Source organism: Mesorhizobium sp. M7A.F.Ca.MR.148.00.0.0, assembly GCF_003997735.1.
In the GTDB taxonomy this organism is placed as follows: Bacteria; Pseudomonadota; Alphaproteobacteria; order Rhizobiales; family Rhizobiaceae; genus Mesorhizobium.
In genome coordinates, this window is sequence record NZ_RZTB01000005.1 from 16,745 (window position 1) to 34,753 (window position 18,009).

18 protein-coding genes are annotated in these 18,009 nt (G+C 62.1%); 16 read left to right on the top strand and 2 right to left on the bottom strand.

All coding sequences use genetic code 11. The features are described 5' to 3' along the window. The first annotated feature begins 49 nt into the window (after positions 1-49). The 3 genes from EOB49_RS03105 (at position 50) to tsf (ending at position 2,344) form a co-directional block, all read left to right on the top strand. Positions 50-328 carry a DUF4031 domain-containing protein gene (locus EOB49_RS03105; protein WP_127380113.1) on the top strand — a complete coding sequence of 93 codons (279 nt, stop codon included), beginning with the start codon at positions 50-52 and terminating at the stop codon, positions 326-328. A gap of 203 nt (positions 329-531) precedes the next feature. Next, the gene (gene rpsB, locus EOB49_RS03110; RefSeq protein WP_023777441.1) at positions 532-1,314 is read left to right on the top strand and encodes a 30S ribosomal protein S2; all 783 of its coding nucleotides are present in this window, start codon (positions 532-534) and stop codon (positions 1,312-1,314) included. A 109-nt stretch (positions 1,315-1,423) separates the two neighbouring features. After that, positions 1,424-2,344, top strand: a complete 921-nt coding sequence (gene tsf, locus EOB49_RS03115; protein WP_127321483.1) for a translation elongation factor Ts — start codon at positions 1,424-1,426, stop codon at positions 2,342-2,344. A 21-nt stretch (positions 2,345-2,365) separates the two neighbouring features. Here tsf and EOB49_RS03120 read toward each other — a convergent pair whose 3' ends face one another. Then, positions 2,366-3,292, bottom strand: coding sequence for a LysR family transcriptional regulator (locus EOB49_RS03120; protein ID WP_127380114.1), 927 nt, complete (start codon positions 3,290-3,292; stop codon positions 2,366-2,368). 115 nt (positions 3,293-3,407) lie between these two features. Here EOB49_RS03120 and EOB49_RS03125 point away from each other — a divergent pair, with 115 nt between their 5' ends. The 13 genes from EOB49_RS03125 to lpxB all read left to right on the top strand — a co-directional run bounded on the left by EOB49_RS03125 (position 3,408) and on the right by lpxB (position 16,509). Next, positions 3,408-3,944 carry a nuclear transport factor 2 family protein gene (locus tag EOB49_RS03125; RefSeq protein WP_127321485.1) on the top strand — a complete coding sequence of 179 codons (537 nt, stop codon included), beginning with the start codon at positions 3,408-3,410 and terminating at the stop codon, positions 3,942-3,944. Positions 3,945-3,971: 27 nt separating this feature from the next. Further along, the gene (locus tag EOB49_RS03130) at positions 3,972-5,078 is read left to right on the top strand and encodes an aldo/keto reductase (protein ID WP_127380115.1); all 1,107 of its coding nucleotides are present in this window, start codon (positions 3,972-3,974) and stop codon (positions 5,076-5,078) included. Between the two features lie 138 nt (positions 5,079-5,216). After that, positions 5,217-5,939, top strand: coding sequence for a UMP kinase (pyrH, locus tag EOB49_RS03135; protein WP_127380116.1), 723 nt, complete (start codon positions 5,217-5,219; stop codon positions 5,937-5,939). A gap of 99 nt (positions 5,940-6,038) precedes the next feature. Next, on the top strand, positions 6,039-6,593 hold the full coding sequence (gene frr, locus EOB49_RS03140) for a ribosome recycling factor (RefSeq protein WP_013531759.1): 555 nt from the start codon (positions 6,039-6,041) through the stop codon (positions 6,591-6,593). A gap of 34 nt (positions 6,594-6,627) precedes the next feature. Further along, on the top strand, positions 6,628-7,362 hold the full coding sequence (locus tag EOB49_RS03145) for an isoprenyl transferase (RefSeq protein WP_023812930.1): 735 nt from the start codon (positions 6,628-6,630) through the stop codon (positions 7,360-7,362). After that, positions 7,359-8,174, top strand: coding sequence for a phosphatidate cytidylyltransferase (locus tag EOB49_RS03150; protein ID WP_127270545.1), 816 nt, complete (start codon positions 7,359-7,361; stop codon positions 8,172-8,174). The genes EOB49_RS03145 and EOB49_RS03150 overlap by 4 nt, the downstream gene beginning before the upstream one ends. 104 nt (positions 8,175-8,278) lie before the next feature. Further along, complete coding sequence (gene rseP, locus EOB49_RS03155; RefSeq protein ID WP_127273216.1) at positions 8,279-9,421, top strand: RIP metalloprotease RseP; 1,143 nt, start codon at positions 8,279-8,281, stop codon at positions 9,419-9,421. Between the two features lie 217 nt (positions 9,422-9,638). Continuing rightward, positions 9,639-12,008, top strand: coding sequence for an outer membrane protein assembly factor BamA (bamA, locus tag EOB49_RS03160; protein WP_127380117.1), 2,370 nt, complete (start codon positions 9,639-9,641; stop codon positions 12,006-12,008). A gap of 75 nt (positions 12,009-12,083) precedes the next feature. Next, the gene (gene lpxD / locus EOB49_RS03165) at positions 12,084-13,142 is read left to right on the top strand and encodes a UDP-3-O-(3-hydroxymyristoyl)glucosamine N-acyltransferase (protein ID WP_027036658.1); all 1,059 of its coding nucleotides are present in this window, start codon (positions 12,084-12,086) and stop codon (positions 13,140-13,142) included. Beyond that, on the top strand, positions 13,135-13,602 hold the full coding sequence (gene fabZ / locus EOB49_RS03170; RefSeq protein WP_013531753.1) for a 3-hydroxyacyl-ACP dehydratase FabZ: 468 nt from the start codon (positions 13,135-13,137) through the stop codon (positions 13,600-13,602). The genes lpxD and fabZ overlap by 8 nt, the downstream gene beginning before the upstream one ends. Positions 13,603-13,615: 13 nt before the next feature. Continuing rightward, a complete protein-coding gene (gene lpxA / locus EOB49_RS03175; RefSeq protein ID WP_127380118.1) occupies positions 13,616-14,449 on the top strand; it encodes an acyl-ACP--UDP-N-acetylglucosamine O-acyltransferase in 834 nt (277 codons plus the stop codon). Further along, the gene (locus tag EOB49_RS03180; protein ID WP_245466297.1) at positions 14,436-15,338 is read left to right on the top strand and encodes an LpxI family protein; all 903 of its coding nucleotides are present in this window, start codon (positions 14,436-14,438) and stop codon (positions 15,336-15,338) included. The genes lpxA and EOB49_RS03180 overlap by 14 nt, the downstream gene beginning before the upstream one ends. Further along, positions 15,331-16,509 carry a lipid-A-disaccharide synthase gene (gene lpxB / locus EOB49_RS03185; protein ID WP_127380119.1) on the top strand — a complete coding sequence of 393 codons (1,179 nt, stop codon included), beginning with the start codon at positions 15,331-15,333 and terminating at the stop codon, positions 16,507-16,509. The genes EOB49_RS03180 and lpxB overlap by 8 nt, the downstream gene beginning before the upstream one ends. 61 nt (positions 16,510-16,570) lie before the next feature. Here lpxB and gltA read toward each other — a convergent pair whose 3' ends face one another. Then, positions 16,571-17,899: a citrate synthase gene (gene gltA / locus EOB49_RS03190; RefSeq protein WP_127327357.1), complete on the bottom strand. Its 1,329-nt coding sequence runs from the start codon at positions 17,897-17,899 to the stop codon at positions 16,571-16,573. Between the last annotated feature and the right edge of the window lie 110 nt (positions 17,900-18,009).

An 18,009-nucleotide genomic window follows, 5' to 3' on the forward strand; every position in this document is an offset into this window, starting at 1 on the left:
GGCCACGTGGCCCGCTGTGGTGGAGGATGGAAGGCAAACAGCAAGCTTCATGACGGTCTATGTCGACGCAGCGATCTGGAACTGGGCCGGCCATCGCTGGTGCCATCTGTTGGCCGACGACACCGACGAGTTGCATCGCTTTGCCGCCCGGCTCGGCGTCAAGCGCTCATCCTACCAGGGGCCGCCCAAGACATCGGCGCCGCATTATGACATAACCGGCTTCGAGCGCGATCGAGCGGTGCGGCTCGGCGCCATCGAATGCAGCCGCGAAGAGATCGTCGCGGTCTTCCGGCGAGTGCGAGTGCCGAACGGGAAGATAAAGCGCTGACGGCAGGGCGCGGATCGTCGCACGCCGCACCACAGATCCCGCGGCGCTTGCGTTTATCGCGCATCCCCTCTATATGCGCGCTCATTCCACACACGGACTTTGGTGTCTGCCCGGGAGAAATCCGGCTGAAACCTCCGGTGGCGTTCGAGGACAAAGTCCAAAAATGCCTGTGTCCGTGGAGGCTAACCGGAAAGGAACTTTGAATGGCACTGCCTGATTTCAGCATGCGCCAGCTTTTGGAAGCTGGCATTCACTTCGGCCACCAGACCCACCGCTGGAACCCGAAGATGGCGCCCTACATCTATGGCGCCCGCAACAACATCCACATCATCGACCTGTCGCAGACGGTGCCTTTGCTGCACCAGGCGCTTAAGCAGGTTTCCGACACCGTCGCCAAGGGTGGTCGCGTGCTGTTCGTCGGCACCAAGCGCCAGGCGTCCGACATCGTCGCCGATGCTGCACAGCGTTCGGCTCAGTATTATGTCAACTCGCGTTGGCTCGGCGGCATGCTGACCAACTGGAAGACGATCTCGAATTCGATCCAGCGCCTGCGCAAGCTCGACGAGATGCTGGCCGGCGAGGCGCAAGGATTGACCAAGAAGGAACGCCTGAACCTCGACCGCGAGCGCGAGAAGCTCGACAAGGCGCTGGGCGGCATCAAGGACATGGGCTCGACGCCCGACCTGATGTTCGTGATCGACACCAACAAGGAAGCGATCGCCATCCTCGAGGCCAAGCGCCTCGGCATCCCGGTTGTCGCCATCATCGATTCGAACTGCGATCCGGACAAGATCGACTTCCCGATCCCCGGCAATGACGACGCGGCGCGCGCCATCCAGCTCTATTGCGATCTGATCGCCAAGGCTGCGATCGACGGCATCGCCCGCCAGCAGGGCGCGCTCGGCGTCGACATCGGCGCTTCGGTCGAAGCTCCGGTCGAACCCGCGCTCGACCCGGCTCCGGCGTCGGAAGCTCCCGAAGCTTGATAATCGAAGGCCGGTTGCGGCCTTCATCTTTCTCATATTCTGGCACGCTAAACAGACGCACCATCGAATACCGATGGTGCGTCGGTGCATTTAAAACAAAGAGGCGACAATGAGCATTTCGGCTGCACAGGTCAAAGAACTCCGCGACTTGACCGGCGCGGGCATGATGGATTGCAAGGCGGCGTTGACCGAGACCAACGGCAACATGGAAGAAGCCGTCGACTGGCTGCGCAAGAAGGGTATCTCCAAGGCCGACAAGAAGGCTGGCCGCACCGCGGCTGAAGGCCTGATCGGCGTCGACAATGGCGTGCGCGAAGCCGCCGTCGTGGAAGTCAATTCCGAGACCGACTTCGTGGCCCGCAACGCCGCGTTTCAGGAAATCGTCGGCAACGTTGCCAAGGTTGCGCTGGCCTATGGCACGACGGAGGCTGTGGCCGCCGCAAAGTATCCAGGTTCCGACAAGTCGGTTGCCGACACCATCAAGGACGCTGTCGGCACCATCGGCGAAAACATGGGATTCCGCCGCTCGGCCAAGCTCACCGTCCCGCACGGCGCTGTCGCTACCTACGTCCACAACGCGGTTGCCGACGGCCTTGGCAAGCTCGGCGTGCTGGTCGCGATCGAGACCACGGGCAATGAGCATGCCGCCAATGCCTTTGGGCGCCAGGTGGCCATGCATGTTGCCGCCACCAACCCTCTGGCGCTGACCGCAGAGCAGATCGATCCGGCCGCGGTCGAACGCGAGAAGGCGATCTTCTCCGACCAGGCGCGCCAGTCCGGCAAGCCGGAAGCGATCATCGAGAAGATGGTCGAGGGCCGTCTGCGCAAGTTCTACGAGGAAGTCGTGCTCCTGAAGCAAGCCTTCGTGCTCAATCCCGACATCACTGTCGAGAAGGCGCTGAAGGATGCCGAGAAGGACATCGGCGCCCCGGCCAAGATCACCGCCTACCTGCGCTTTGCGCTGGGCGAGGGCATCGAGAAGGAAGAGACCGATTTCGCCGCGGAAGTCGCTGCAGCGGTCAAGAAGTAAGCTGCCAAGCAGCTTTTCGGCTCAGGCAACTCGGCCGGGCGCTCGCGAGGGTGTCCGGCCGATTTCTTGTGTGACGTCGACAAAGGCGCGCAGCTTCGGTGCCATTGCCGCCCGGCGCGGAAAGTAGAGAAACAGGCCTGGTTCCTCGATTGCCGACTGCGGCAACACCTGGACAAGCCGACCAGCGGCCAGGTCGGCGCGCACCAGCGGCTCGAACACATAGGCCAGTCCCATTCCCGACAGCGCCAGGTCGATCGCGGCAAGCGAATCGGTGACGATGGCGGTGCCGCGCGTTTCCACGGCCACGTCCTTGCCGTCCTCCGTCAAATCCCAACGATAGACCGCGCCGGATCGCACCAGACGGTAGCCGATGCAATTGTGGGCGGCGAGATCGGCCAGGCTGTGCGGGCGGCTATGCCGGCCGATATAGGCTGGTGACGCTACGATGATCACCTGGAATGGCGGGGTCATCCGGATCGCGATCATGTCCTGCGCGATCATTTCGCCAAGTCTGATGCCGGCGTCAAAGCCTTCGCTGACGATATCGACCAATCCTTCATTGGCATAGATTTCCACTGTCACATCCGGATAGCGGTCCGCCATGGCCGCCACCACCGGCGTCACCGCCATCGGGACGGCGATATGTGAAACATTGATTCTGAGCAGTCCCGCCGGGCGACCCTTGATGCCGCGGATACGCTCCATCCGCTCGGCGATATCCTGCAGCGCGGGCTCGGCCGTCGCGACAAGCGCCTGACCGGCCTCGGTCAGCGATACGCTGCGGGTTGTGCGGGCAAAGAGCGGCTGGCCGATGCGCTCCTCCACAAGACGTACAGCGTGGCTGACCGCCGAAGGGCTCATGCCGAGTTCGGCAGCGGCAAGCGCAAAGCCGCCCCGCCGCGCCACGGCGACGATAACGGGAAGGTGGCTGAGCAGGTCGCGATCCATTCATGCATAGTATCGCATAGTCCATGCGAATAATGCAATCTTTTCGATGCCGGCCTGTTGGCCCACATTGTCGCCAGCAAACCGGCGACGGGCCGATGCGCAAAGGAGAAGAGACATGAATGCATTGAGGTATGCCACCTTCGCGGCGGGTATCGCGCTGGCGCCGGTCGATGCCGGCGGAGCCGAATCGTCCCCTGAAATCGCGCTCGCCGATGAGCGCGCCGTCATCCGCATCGCCGATGCCATCGACCGCGCGGTCGATGCCCAGGATTGGCGGCTCGCCCGTAGTTACTTCGCCGACCGCGTCACCGTCGACTTCAGCAGCCTGAGTGGGCAGCCTGCGGCCACCATCGCGTCGGACGACCTGATCGGGACCTGGGCCGCCAACCTCAGGGGCAACAAGACCAGCCTGCACCTGCGCACCAACCATCAGGTCGCCATCGACGGCGACGCCGCGACTGTCTCCTCCAACGGCTACGCCTGGAACCGGATGGAAGGCAATGGCGAACCGCTATGGGAAGTCTGGGGCACCTACGAACACCACCTGACCCGTTCGGGAGCCGACTGGAGCGTGGACGGCTTCACATTCCGCATGACGCATGAACGCGGCAACCCGTGGGTCAAGACGACCCCCGGACAGGATCGGCATTGAAGATTGGATCAGGATCGGAGCGACATCATGACCATGCCCTTCTACACCCTTGGCAGCAGCGGGCTTCGTGTCACCCGGCTGGCGCTCGGAACCATGACCTTCGGCACCGAATGGGGCTGGGGCGCCGACAAGGAGACGGCCCGCGCCCTGGTCAATGCCTATGTCGAGGCAGGCGGCAATTTCTTCGATACGGCCGATGCCTATACCGGCGGCACCTCCGAGACCTGGCTTGGCGAGTTCGTTGCCGAACGCGGTCTGCGCGACAGAGCGGTGATCAGCACCAAGTTCAGCATGAATCTGGAGCAGGGCAATCCGAATGCCGGCGGCAACGGCCGCAAGAACATCATCCGCGCCGTCGAAGGCTCGCTGAAGCGGCTCGGCACCGATTATATCGACCTCTATGTCCTGCATGCCTGGGACAGGCTGACTTCACCGGAAGAGGTGATGCGGACGCTGGACGATCTGGTGCGCGCCGGAAAGATTCGCCATGTCGGTCTCTCCGACGTCCCCGCCTGGTACGCGAGCAGGGCGCAGTCCATCGCCGAGCAGCGCGGCTATGAACCGGTTTCGGCGCTGCAGCTCGAATATTCGTTGGTCGAGCGCAACATAGAGCATGAATTCGTGCCGTTCGGCACGCGCTATGGCGCCGGCATCATGGTCTGGAGCCCGCTGGCCAGCGGCTTGCTGAGCGGCAAATATCGTTCAGATACAATCAGCAACGCCGGCGGCAGGCTGGAGGCGATGCGCGGTTCGACCAATCCCGGCTTCCAGAAGTTCACCGACCGCAACTGGGCAATCGTTGCCGAACTGGAAAAGGTCGCCGGCAAACTTGGCCACGGCATGGCCCAAATCGCCTTGAACTGGGCGGCAACGCGGCCCGGTGTCGCTTCGGTGATCATCGGTGCGACGAGGCTCGATCAGCTCAGGGACAATCTCGGCGCGCTCGATTTCGAGATTCCCCAAGAGCTCCTGGCAAGGCTCGACGCAGTCAGCCTGCCGGTCACGCCGTTCCCGTACTCGTTCTTCGGTCCGGAAATCCAGGGTGGCCTTACCGGGGGCCAGGCCGTCGGCTGCAAGCCTGCGGGCTATTTCCCTGACCTGCTCATGGAAGGTGCATTTGCCGGCGTGAGTTGACAAAAGGCGAGAGAATTCCGGGTCGGGCGCCGCGTGACATCGCGGCGCCCTTCGTGTATCGGAACGCCATTGTTTCGGTGGCGCGCCTGCGCGAGAGCAGCCACCCGGAACGCGCCACATGCAAATGAAGAGGCCCAGATGACGGTGAAGCCCCTCTACCGACGTGTCTTGCTGAAAGCGTCGGGCGAAGCGTTGATGGGCGAGCAGCATTTCGGCATCGACGTGTCAGTGGTGGATCGCATCGCCGGCGACATCGCCGAGGCGCGTGCATTGGGCATCGAGGTCGGCGTCGTCATCGGCGGTGGCAACATCTTTCGCGGCGTGGCCGTTGCCTCCAAGGGCGGCGACCGTGTCACCGGCGACCACATGGGCATGCTTGCCACGGTGATCAATTCGTTGGCGCTGCGCACGTCGTTGAACAAGATCGGCGTCGAGGCCGTGGTGCTTTCAGCGATCGCCATGCCGGAACTTTGCGAGAGCTTTTCGCAGCGCCAGGCGACCGCCTACATGAACCAGGGCAAGGTGGTGATCTTTGCCGGCGGCACCGGCAATCCATTCTTCACCACTGATTCGGCCGCAGCCCTTCGCGCCGCTGAAATCGGCGCCGACGCGCTGTTCAAGGGCACTCAGGTCGACGGCGTCTACTCGGCGGACCCGAAGAAGGACCCGAATGCAACGCGTTTCGAGCGCATCAGCCATGGCGAAGTCATAAATCGCGGCCTTTCCATCATGGATACTGCTGCGATTGCACTTGCGCGCGAAAACAACATTCCGATAATCGTCTATTCGATCCACGAAAAAGGTGGTTTCGGCGATATTCTGAGGGGCGGCGGCCGCTGCACCGTCGTCGCGGACGATTGATCGGCGGCCTGACCCGAAAAGGGAAGCCGGTTTTCGAAAGTCCGATTCGAAGACGGCCCGAAGCAGTGAGCCCGCATTAGACGGGTCGAGGAGATAAAGATGAGTGGTGAGTACGACGATCTCAAGCGGCGCATGGATGGGGCTATTGCCGCGTTCAAGCATGATCTGGCCTCGCTGCGAACCGGTCGCGCCTCCAGCAATCTGCTCGATGCGATCCAGGTGCAGGCCTACGGCACCACCATGCCGATCAATCAGGTCGCCAACGTCTCGGTGCCGGAGCCGCGCATGATCTCGGTATCGGTATGGGACAAGTCGATGGTTGGCGCGGTCGACCGCGCGATCCGCGAATCCAATTTGGGGTTCAACCCGATCGTAGACGGCACCAACCTCAGGATTCCACTTCCCGAACTTAACGAACAGCGCCGCAAGGAACTGGTCAAGATCTCGCACACCTACGCCGAGAACGCCCGTGTCGCCGCGCGCCATGTGCGCCGCGACGGCATGGACTTCCTGAAGAAGGCGGAGAAAGACGGCGACATCAGCGAAGACGATCAGCGCAAGCGCTCGGACCAGGTCCAGAAACTTACCGACGAGACGATCAGCACCATCGACCACCTGCTTTCCGATAAGGAAGCTGAAATCATGCAGGTTTAGGGTCATGGCCGCCGGCTGACCCGAAAGCGAGAACATGGCAACGCCCGCGCATGTCGCGATCATCATGGACGGAAACGGACGCTGGGCCAAGGCGCGCGGCATGCCCCGTCTTGCGGGCCACCGTGCCGGTGTCGAGGCGCTGCGCAAGACGGTGCGCGCGGCACCTGGGCTCGGCATTTCCTACCTGACCGTCTATGCTTTCTCGTCGGAGAACTGGTCGCGGCCGAAGTCCGAGGTCAGCGACCTGATGGGCCTCTTGAAAATGTTCATCCGCCGTGACCTTGCTGAACTGCACCAGAGCGGTGTGCGGGTTAGAATCATCGGTGACCGGGCAGGGCTGCAGTCTGATATCAGGGGACTGCTCGACGAGGCCGAAACGCTGACGGCCGCAAACGAATCGCTGACGCTGGTGATCGCCTTCAACTATGGCGGACGAGACGAAATCGTTCGCACGGCACAAAAGCTTGCGGCGGCTGTGGCGCGTGGCGAACTCGACGCCGAGGCGATATCAGCCGAAAGCTTTGCCGGCGCGCTTGATACGCAAGGCATTCCCGACCCGGAATTGGTCATTCGCACCAGCGGCGAGCTCCGGCTGTCGAACTTCCTTCTGTGGCAAGCCGCCTATAGCGAACTCGTCTTCCTGCCTTGCTACTGGCCCGACTTCAGCCGCGAGCACCTTGCGGAAGCTTTGCGTGAGTTTGCTGGCCGCGAACGCCGTTTCGGCGGACTTGGAGGCCAGGACGTCGCTTCGCGACCGGCCGCGGGATGAGCAATCTTCAACTGCGTATCGTTTCGGCGATCGTGCTCGCCATCATCACTCTCGGCTTGACCTGGATCGGCGGTTTGCCGTTCCGGCTGCTGTGTGCCGTGATCGTAGCGGCGATCTTCTATGAATGGACCCGCATGTCGCGGCCAACCGGGGCAACGGGCCTTGGTTTCCTGCCGGAAGCACTGCTGGTTGTCTTCATTGGCGCCTTGATTGGCGGTCTGGCCGCCTCCTGGCTGCTGCCGCTTGTGGCGGCCATTGTTGCCGCAACGGCGATAGCCGCTTCGGTTCGCAAGACCGGACAATGGGATGCGAGCGGCCTTGCCTATGCCGCGGTTTCAGGCCTGTCGCTCGCCTTGCTGCGCGATGGCGATCGTTCAGGCCTCATTGCCATCCTGTTCCTGTTCGCTGTCGTCTGGGCCACCGATATCCTTGCCTATTTCGTTGGCCGAGCCGTTGGGGGGGCGAAACTGGCGCCCTCTATCTCGCCCGGCAAGACGCGCAGCGGCGCACTCGGCGGCGCTGTCGGCGGCGTCGTCGCCGGGCTGGTCCTCGCCGCAGCTGCCGGTGTCGGCAATCTGGCATTGCTCGGCCTGGTCGCGCTCGTGCTGTCGATTGTCTCGCAGGCAGGCGACCTGTTCGAATCCTGGATCAAGCGCCGCCATGGCCGCAAGGATTCGGGGGCGCTCATCCCGGGCCATGGCGGCGTCATGGATCGTGTCGACGGGCTTGTCGCAGCGGCATTCGCCCTATACGTCATCGGCTGGATTTCGGCGAACGCCGATCATCCGGCGCAGGGTCTGTTTCCCGTTTGAGCGATGTCATTTCAGGGTCCTTTGCGCGGTGCGCCTTGGATTCGCCCGGATTGGTGTCACAGTCACGGCGTAGTCTGCGCCGTGGAAGAATTTGAGGGTTTGTCTTGAACGAGATTCTTCACGCGCTTTTCAGCACAGAAGGCTTTGTCCTCGGTACGCTGGTGCCATTCCTCTTCGTGCTGACCGTAGTCGTGTTCGTCCACGAAATGGGCCATTACCTTGTCGGGCGCTGGTGCGGCATCGGCGTCAGGGCCTTCTCGATCGGCTTCGGCCCGGAACTCTTCGGCTTCAACGACAGCCACGGCACGCGCTGGAAACTGTGTGCGATACCGCTTGGCGGCTATGTAAAATTCGTCGGCGACATGAACGCCACATCGAGCCAGCCCACGTCGGAAGAAATTGAAACGCTGACCGAGGACGAGCGCAAGGTCGCCTTTCACACGCAGCCGATCTGGAAGCGCGCGGCAACGGTGGTGGCCGGACCATTGTTCAATTTCCTGCTGACGATCGTCGTCTTTTCCGTGCTGTTCACCGCCTATGGCCGCTATGTCGCCGAGCCCATGGTGGCCGAGGTGACCGCCGACAGCCCGGCGGCGAAGGCCGGCATCCTTCCCGGCGACCGATTCGTCAGTGTCGACGGCAACAAGGTCGAAACCTTTGGCGACGTCCAGCGCCTGGTCTCGGGCCGTGCCGACGACGCAATCACCTTCGTCATGTTGCGCGACGGCCAGGAGGTCACTGTGACCGCGGCGCCGCGGCTGATGGAACAGGAAGACGCGCTCGGCAACAAGGTCAAGGTCGCCGTGATCGGTGTCGTCAACAACAAGGAACTCGGTCAGCCGAGGCTGATCACCTACACGCCGGTCGGAGCGGTCGCGGCGGCGGTCGAGGAAACCGGTCACGTCATCCAGCGCACGGGCCAGTTCCTGCAGCGCTTTGTTGTAGGGCGCGAAGACAAATGTCAGCTGGGCGGTCCGGTGAAGATCGCCGACATGGCGGGCAGGGCTGCGAAACTGGGATTCGAATGGCTCGTGCAGCTGGTTGCACTGCTATCCGTTGGCATCGGAATTCTGAACCTTTTGCCGATTCCCCCCCTCGACGGCGGTCACCTCTTGTTCTACGGGGTGGAGGCTGTCATTCGCCGTCCAGTGTCGGAACGGATGATGGAAATGGCCTATCGGGCCGGGTTGCTTCTGGTGCTGTGCTTCATGGGGTTCGTTTTTTGGAACGATCTGTTTGGGTGCTGAAATCATGAAGAAATTTGGCTTCTGCATGGACGATGTTGAGACGCCGTTTACCATGCAAGGGGATATGAGTGACGCGAAAGCCACGCCGCAGGGTTAAGTAAATACAAATTAACCAGAAGCCTTGCGTGTAGGGAAAATCCGGTTAATACGGTAGGGGAAATTACCGCACGTCCGGTTTTCTCGCCGTGGGGACTACGAGAAAAGGTTATTAAGCCCGATGAAGGCAGCATCCAAGTTTCTAAGCGCCGCGTCCGCGGTGACCCTGTCCGCGGCCATGGTCGTGCCAGGCGCGCTCGCAGTGCAGTTCGTTGCCACATCGGCGGCTGAAGCCGCTGTCGTCAGCAGAGTGGAAGTGAGCGGCAACCAGCGTATCGACGCTGAGACCATCCGCAATTACATCACCATCAAGCCGGGCAAGGCGTTCTCCAGTTCCGATATCGACGGTGCGGTCAAGGCACTGTTCGGCACTGGCCTGTTTTCGGACGTGCAGATCAACCAGGTCGGCTCGACGCTGGTGGTCAAGGTCGCCGAGTACCAGGTGGTCAACCAGGTGCTGTTCCAGAACAACAAGAAGCTCAAGGACAATGCACTTGCGGCGGCGGTGCAGCTGAAGCCGCGCGGAACGTTCTCACAGGCGACGCTCGATGCCGACGTGGAATCGGTCAAGGCTGCATACAGGCGCATTGGTCGTGACGATGTGACCGTGACCACGCAGGTTATGCAGCTTGGCGACAATCGCGTAAACGTTGTCTTCAACATCGTTGAAGGCGATCGCACGCAGATCGCGGCGGTCAATTTCGTCGGCAACAGTGCCTATTCCAGCCGCCGCCTGGCGGATATCATCAATACCAAGCGCTCGTCCTGGCTTTCCTTCGTCCTGCGCGACGACGTCTATGACGATGACAAGCTGCGCGCGGACGAGGAGCTGCTGCGCCGCTTCTACTACAATCACGGCTATGCCGACTTCCAGGTCGTGTCTGCTGTCGGCGAGCTCGACAGCGCGACGAACAAGTACACGGTCACCATCACCGTCCAGGAAGGCGACCGCTACACGTTCGGTGATGTCAGCGTCGAGAGCTCGATCCCTGAAGTCGACGGCAAGTCGCTGGAATCGGTGATCGAGACCCATAAGGGTGACGTCTACAACGCCAAGAACGTCGAGGATTCCATCATCGCGCTGACCGAGAAGGTGGCCGGTTCCGGCTATGCCTTCGCGCAGGTCACGCCGCGCGGCGACCGGAATTTCGAGAACCACACCATTTCGGTCGTCTACACGATCGACCAGGGCACCAAGGCCTATATCGAGCGCATCGAGATCCGCGGCAATGATCGCACGCGTGACTATGTCATTCGCCGCGAGTTCGACGTCAGCGAAGGCGACGCCTTCAACCAGGTGCTTGTCCAGCGCGCGAAAAAGCGCCTGGAAAACTTGAATTACTTTGAGAAAGTCGACATCTCGACCGTGCCTGGCTCGCAGCCCGACCAGGTCGTGCTGGTGGTCGATGTGGTCGAGAAATCGACCGGCGAGTTCTCCGTGGGCGCTGGTTATTCGACTGGTGGCGACACGGCCGGTCCGTCGGTCGAAGGATCCGTGACCGAGCGCAACTTCCTCGGTCGTGGCCAGTTCATCAAGCTGTCGGCGGGCGGCGGCAAGAATTCACGCGACTACAGCCTGTCCTTCACCGAGCCTTATTTCCTCGGACGGCGCATCGCCGCCGGCTTCGACATCTTCAAGTCGACCAGGGAATACGACAACTACGACAGCGATACCACGGGTGCGACGGTGCGCTTCGGTCTGCCGATCACCGACAGCATCTCGACCCAGTTGGCGTACAACATCTCGCAAGAGAAATATGAGCTGGATGACAGCTGCGATGCAAATGGCGATGGGGTTCCTGATCCCGGTTGCAGTGTTTCCACGGCTATCCTGGACGGCATCGAACAAAGCCCTTGGATCAAGTCGTCGGTCAGCCTCGGGCTGGTCTACAACACCATCGACGATATGAAGAGCCCGCACGAGGGTATCTATGCCACCACGACCGTGGAAGTCGCAGGCCTCGGTGGTGATGCCAAGTTCGTGAAAGTCACGGGCCGCGGCAGCATCTACCAGACGCTGTCGGAGCAGTACGACCTGGTCGGGCTCATTTCAGGTGGCGCTGGCCATGTTGAAGGATACGGCAGCGATGGTCTGCGGATTTTCGATCAGTTCCAGAGCACCGATCGCATGATCCGTGGCTTCGCCTATGGCGGCATCGGTCCTGTCGATACTGCTACGGGCGACCATCTCGGCGGCACGACCTATTTCAATGCGTCGGCAGAGGCCCAGTTCCCACTGCCGGTCATTCCGGAGAGCTTTGGCTTGCGTGGCGCGGTCTTCGCGGACGCGGCAACGCTCTATGGAAGCAAGGTCGACACCGCTGGCGTCACTCAGGAGTCGGTCGGCATGAAGTTGCGTGCCTCGGTCGGCCTCGGCCTGATGTGGGCATCGCCATTCGGTCCGATCCGTATCGACTATGCGATCCCGGTCAAGAAGGAAGCGCGCGACGACGTGCAGGAATTCAACTTCGGCATATCGACCCGCTTCTGATCGGCGGCCAACGATGCTCCCGGGTCCTCAGGGTCCGGGAGAAATGTTCCGACCTAGCTGGATATAGCTTCTGGAATGACCGATCCGGTGTTCTTCGCGCCATCACGCCGGTATACGGCGGGCGAAGTCGCGAATCTGACCGGCTCGGTGCTCGTCGATTCCGGCCACTCCGATATTTCGATCGAAGCACTCGCGCCTGCCAGCGAGGGCGGCGAGAATGCGCTCGTCTTTGTCGACGGCAAGCGTAATTCCGCGCTGATGCCGTCGTTGCGGGCAGCCGCGGTCCTGTGCCCGGCGGAATTTGCCGGCAAGGCGCCGGCAAGCGTTGCCGTTCTCATTCATCCGCGTCCACAACAGGCCTTCGCGCTGATCGGGCGTCTGCTGTTTCCGAGGGCGGCGACACCAGGGCCGATGACCAGCGAAACCGGCGTCTCGCCGCACGCTCACGTCGATGCGACCGCGCATGTCGAAGCCGGTGCCGTCATCGAGGCCGGCGCGGTGATCGGGCCAGGCGCTTCGATCGGCAGCGGCACTGTCATCGCCCCGAATGCGGTGATTGGACAATCCTGCCAGATCGGCCGCGACGGCTATGTCGGTCCGGGCGCCAGCATCCAGTATGCCTTGATCGGCAATCGCGTCATCATTCATGGCGGCGCCAGGATAGGCCAGGATGGTTTTGGGTTCGTCGGCGGGGCCAAGGGGCCTGAGCGCGTGCCGCAGATCGGCCGTGTCGTTATCCAGGACGACGTCGAGATCGGCTCCAACACCACCGTCGATCGCGGCGCCATGTCCGATACGATCATCGGCCAGGGCACCAAGATCGACAATCTCGTGCAGATCGCCCATAACGTCCGCATCGGCCGCAATTGCATAATAGCCGGGCTTTCGGGTATTTCGGGTTCCGTGGTGGTGGGTGACAATGTCACCATGGGCGGCGGCGTCGGGCTTGCGGATCACCTGACCATAGGGACAGGGGCCAAGCTTGCCGCCAGAAGTGGATTTATGAGCAATGTCCCTGCAGGCGAGATCTGGGGCGGCTATCCGGCACAGCCGATGGCGGAAGCCATGCGGGAGATAGCCATGCTGCGCAAGCTCGCCAGGACCCGCAAACAGGGCGAGGGAGGCAATGGCTGACATGATCGCGTCGACGACGCTGGAGGCGGTCGACATTATGGGGCTGATGAAGCTCCTGCCGCACCGCTATCCGTTCCTGATGATCGATCGTATCGTCGACATCGATGGCGACGAATCCGCCATCGGCATCAAGAACGTGACCATAAACGAGCCGCATTTTCAGGGCCATTTCCCTGAGCAGCCGGTCATGCCGGGTGTGCTCATCGTCGAGGCGATGGCGCAGACGGCCGGCGCCATCTGTATCCGCAGCCTGGGCACCGAAAAGCCGTCGCTGGTCTATTTCCTGACCATCGACAACGCCAAATTCCGCAAACCGGTGGTTCCCGGCGACCAGTTGAAGATCTATGTCAAGAAAATCAAGAAACGCGGCAACCTGCTCAAATTCGCTTGTGAAGCCATGGTCGACGGCGCCAAGGCGGCCGAGGCCGAGATTTCAGCCATGATGGTCACCAGCGACTGACGATCGAGTGCTTATGAAAATCAATACATCCATTCATGCTTCCTCCATTGTCGAGGAAGGCGCCCAAATCGGCGAAGGTGTGCGCATCGGGCCGTTCTGCCATGTCGGTGCCGATGTGGTGATCGGCGACGACGTCGAACTGGTCAGTCATGTCTCGGTGATGGGCGCGACGTCGATCGGCGCCTCGACCAAAGTCTATCCGATGGCGACATTGGGCGCACCGCCGCAGAACACCAAGCACAAGGGCGGTCGCACCACCTTGGTCATCGGCAGGAACTGCACGATCCGCGAAGGCGTGACCATGCATCTCGGCACCGATTCCAGCCGCGGCGAGACGACGGTCGGCGACAATGGCAATTTCCTTGCCTACGCCCATATCGCCCATGATTGCGTCGTCGGCAACAATGCGACGTTCGCCAATGGCGCAACGCTGGGCGGCCACTGCGAGGTCGGCAACAATGTCTATATCGGCGGCCTGACCGCAGTGCATCAGTTTGTCCGCATCGGCGACAACGCCTTTCTCGGCGGCTGCTCCGCGATCGTCGGCGATGTCATCCCCTTTGCCATCGCGGTCGGCAACCGCGCCAGCCTGCGCGGCCTCAACATCATCGGCCTCAAGCGCTCCGGCCTGCCAAGGTCCGAAATCCTTGTGCTGCGCAAGGCTTACAGGATGATCTTCGATCGTTCCCGCACCGTTGGCGAGAACATCGAGTTCGCCAAGGCGGAGTTCGCGTCGTCGCCGACCGCCATGAAGATCATCGATTTCATCACCAGTCGCGGCAAGCGGCACTATGCTGTGCCGTCGCTCAAGGGCGGCGATGGCGACGATGTCGATGACGAAGACTGAGACAGCGGCTGCGCGTCTTGATCTTCCGCCGGGCTCCAGGGTCGGCATCATTGCCGGCGGCGGCAGTCTGCCGGTCGAAGTCGCGGCCGGTTCGGCTGAACAAGGTTATCCGCCCTTCGTCATCCTGATGGAAGGCGAGGTCGACCGCATCGCGGAACTCTCCCGATACGATCACGAAAACCTCGCTCTGGAAGGTATAGGCTCGCTCGTCCCTTTGCTGCGGCGGCACCGGATCACCCATCTGGTGCTTGCAGGCGAGATCAAGCGCCGGCCGCGATTGCTTGCGCTGCGCCCCAGTCTCAGCCTGCTCGCGGTGATTCCTTTGGTCGTCATGGCGCTCGCGCGTGGCGACGATGGTCTTCTGAAGGTCTTGGCACGGGGCCTCGAAGCGCGCGGAGTAAAGGTCGTTGGCGCCCACGAAGTAGTGCCGAATCTTGTCGCCGCCGAAGGCGTGCTGACCAAGGCCGAACCGCGAAAATTGGACTGGCGCGATATTGAGGCAGGCCTTGCGGCAGCAAAGGCCATCGGGGCGCTGGATGTCGGCCAAGCGGCGATCGCGGTTGGCGGCCGGGCAATCGCGCTGGAAGGCATCGAAGGAACAGCCGGCCTGCTTGATCGTGCGAAGCTGCTGCGCGGCCACGGCCGTATTGCGGGCAAGACCCGCGGCGTCCTCGTCAAGTGCGCCAAGCCCGGTCAGGAACTGCGCGCCGATCTTCCATCCATCGGTCCGCAGACGGTCGAGGCAGCGCACGCGGCCGGACTCGCCGGCATTGCCGTCGAGGCGGGACGGTCGCTGATCCTCGAAGGTCCTGAAACCATCGCGCGCGCCAATGCACTTGGCCTGTTCGTCCTTGGCCTGCGTGCCGCCACGGAGCCGCGCAATGGCTGACAGGGCATTGAAGATCGCAATCGTTGCCGGAGAGGAGTCCGGCGACCTGCTCGGTGCCGACATAGTGCGCTCGCTCAGCCAGGCTGTGGGGCGCGAGGTGCAACTCGTCGGCCTCGGCGGCCGTCATTTGCAGGCGCTGGGACTGGTCTCGCCATTCGATGCCGGCGAGATCGCCCTCATGGGGTTCAGCGCCGTTCTGCGCGACCTGCCGCGCCTGATGCGGCGGATCAGCCAACTGGCCAAGACCGTTGCCGACGAAAAGCCGGACTGCATGGTCACCATCGACAGTCCGGACTTTTCGTTGCGCGTCGCCAAAAAGGTGCGTGCGGCCAACCCATCGATACCGATCATCCACTATGTCTGCCCGAGCGTGTGGGCGTGGCGGCCGGGCAGGGCGGTGGCGATGAAGCCCTATGTCGACCACATCCTCTGCATCCTGCCTTTCGAGGTCAAGGAGCTCGAGCGGCTCGGCGGGCCACCGGGCACCTATGTCGGGCATCGCCTGACCCACGATGCGGGTTTGCTGGCCGCAGCCAAGGCGCAGGAACTACCGCGCGACCTTTCTCCTGATCGCGTCAAGACCCTGCTCGTCCTGCCCGGTTCGCGGCGTGGCGAGGTACGGCGGCTGCTCGACCCGTTCGGCGAGACGGTGTCGATTCTGCGTGCGCGTGGCCACCGCCTGCGGCTGCTGCTGCCGACCGTTCCGCATGTCGCCGAGCTCGTCAAATCCTCCGTCAACCGCTGGGATGAAAAGCCTGAGATCATCGTCGATTCCCAGCGCAAATGGCAGGCTTTCGGCAAAGCCGATGCGGCGCTGATCGCGTCCGGGACGGTATCGCTGGAACTGGCGCTGGCCGGCGTGCCGATGATTTCCTGCTACAGGCTCGACCCGGTCGCGCGGGTCTTGGCGCCGTACCTCGTTTCCGTCTGGTCGGCGCTGCTGCCCAATCTGATATCGGATCGAGCACTTATTCCGGAATTCTACGACGGCTACATCAAGCCGAACAATCTGGCCCGGCAATTGGAAGCCCTGTTCGCCGACAGCGGCATGCGCGCCTGGCAGAAGAATGGATTTGCAGAGATCACGCGGCGCATGGCGACGGACAGACCGTCCGGCGAGATCGCCGCGCAGGTGGTGATGCGGTATATCAAGAGAGGGAATAGTCAGTAGGGAGTAGGGAAGTTGACCGTGCCTACTGCCTACTGCCTACTGCCCGATCCCTACTCCCAATTCACCGCTTGGCGATCGGCACGTAGTCACGCTCGGGTGCGCCGGTATAGAGCTGGCGCGGGCGGCCGATCTTCTGGCGCGGATCCTCGATCATCTCCTTCCACTGCGCGATCCAGCCGACGGTGCGGGCGACCGCGAACAGCACGGTGAACATGGTGGTGGGGAAGCCCAGCGCCTTCAGCGTAATGCCGGAATAGAAGTCGACATTCGGGTAGAGCTTCTTCTCGATGAAATAGGGATCGGTCAGCGCGATCTTTTCCAGCTCCATGGCGATGTCCAGCAGCGGATCGTCCTTGATGCCGAGCTCGCCCAGAACCTCATGCGCCGTCTTCTGCATGATCTTGGCGCGCGGATCGTAGTTCTTGTAGACGCGGTGGCCGAAGCCCATTAGCCGGAACGGATCGTTCTTGTCCTTGGCGCGAGCGATGAACTCCGGGATATGGTCGACATGGCCGATCTCGCCAAGCATGTTGAGCGCCGCTTCATTGGCGCCGCCATGCGCAGGCCCCCACAGGCAGGCGATGCCGGCGGCGATGCACGCGAACGGGTTGGCGCCCGACGAGCCGGCGAGACGAACGGTCGAGGTCGAGGCGTTCTGCTCGTGGTCGGCGTGCAGAATGAAGATGCGCTCCATGGCGCGCGCCAGCACCGGGTTGATCTTGTATTCCTCGCACGGCACGGCAAAGCACATGTGCAGGAAGTTGGCGGCGAAGTTCAGTTCGTTCTTCGGGTAAATGAACGGCTGGCCGATGTGGTATTTGTAGGCCATCGCCGCGATCGTTGGCATCTTGGCGATCAGCCGCATGGAGGCAACCATGCGCTGGTAGGGGTCGGAGATGTCGGTGGAGTCGTGGTAGAAGGCCGACAGCGCGCCGACCACGCCGCACATCACCGCCATCGGGTGCGCGTCGCGGCGGAAGCCGGTGAAAAAGCGCGACATCTGCTCATGCACCATGGTGTGGCGCGTCACGCGGTAGTCGAAGTCGTCCTTCTGCGCCTTGGTCGGCAATTCACCGTAGAGCAGGAGATAGCAGACCTCGAGGAAGTCGCCATGTTCGGCCAACTGGTCGATCGGATAGCCGCGATGGAGGAGGATGCCGGCGTCGCCGTCGATGAAGGTGATTTCGGACTCGCAGCTTGCCGTCGAGGTGAAGCCCGGATCGTAAGTGAAGGCGCCGGTGGTTGAGTAGAGCGAGGCGATGTCGATGACATCAGGCCCGACCGAACCACTTCGCACCTTGAATTCATGGGTCTTGCCGGCGAATGCAAGCGTTGCCGTGGCCTCCTGGATCTTGCCGCCCAAATCCATTTTTTTCGCAGCTTCGGTCATTGCAAACTCCTTCTTGTTTCCTCATGCCGGCAAAGGCAAAATTCTGCAGAGCGACACGTCGAAAATCACCGCAATGCGCGTATTCGCCACCGCATTTCAGGAGGTGCGTG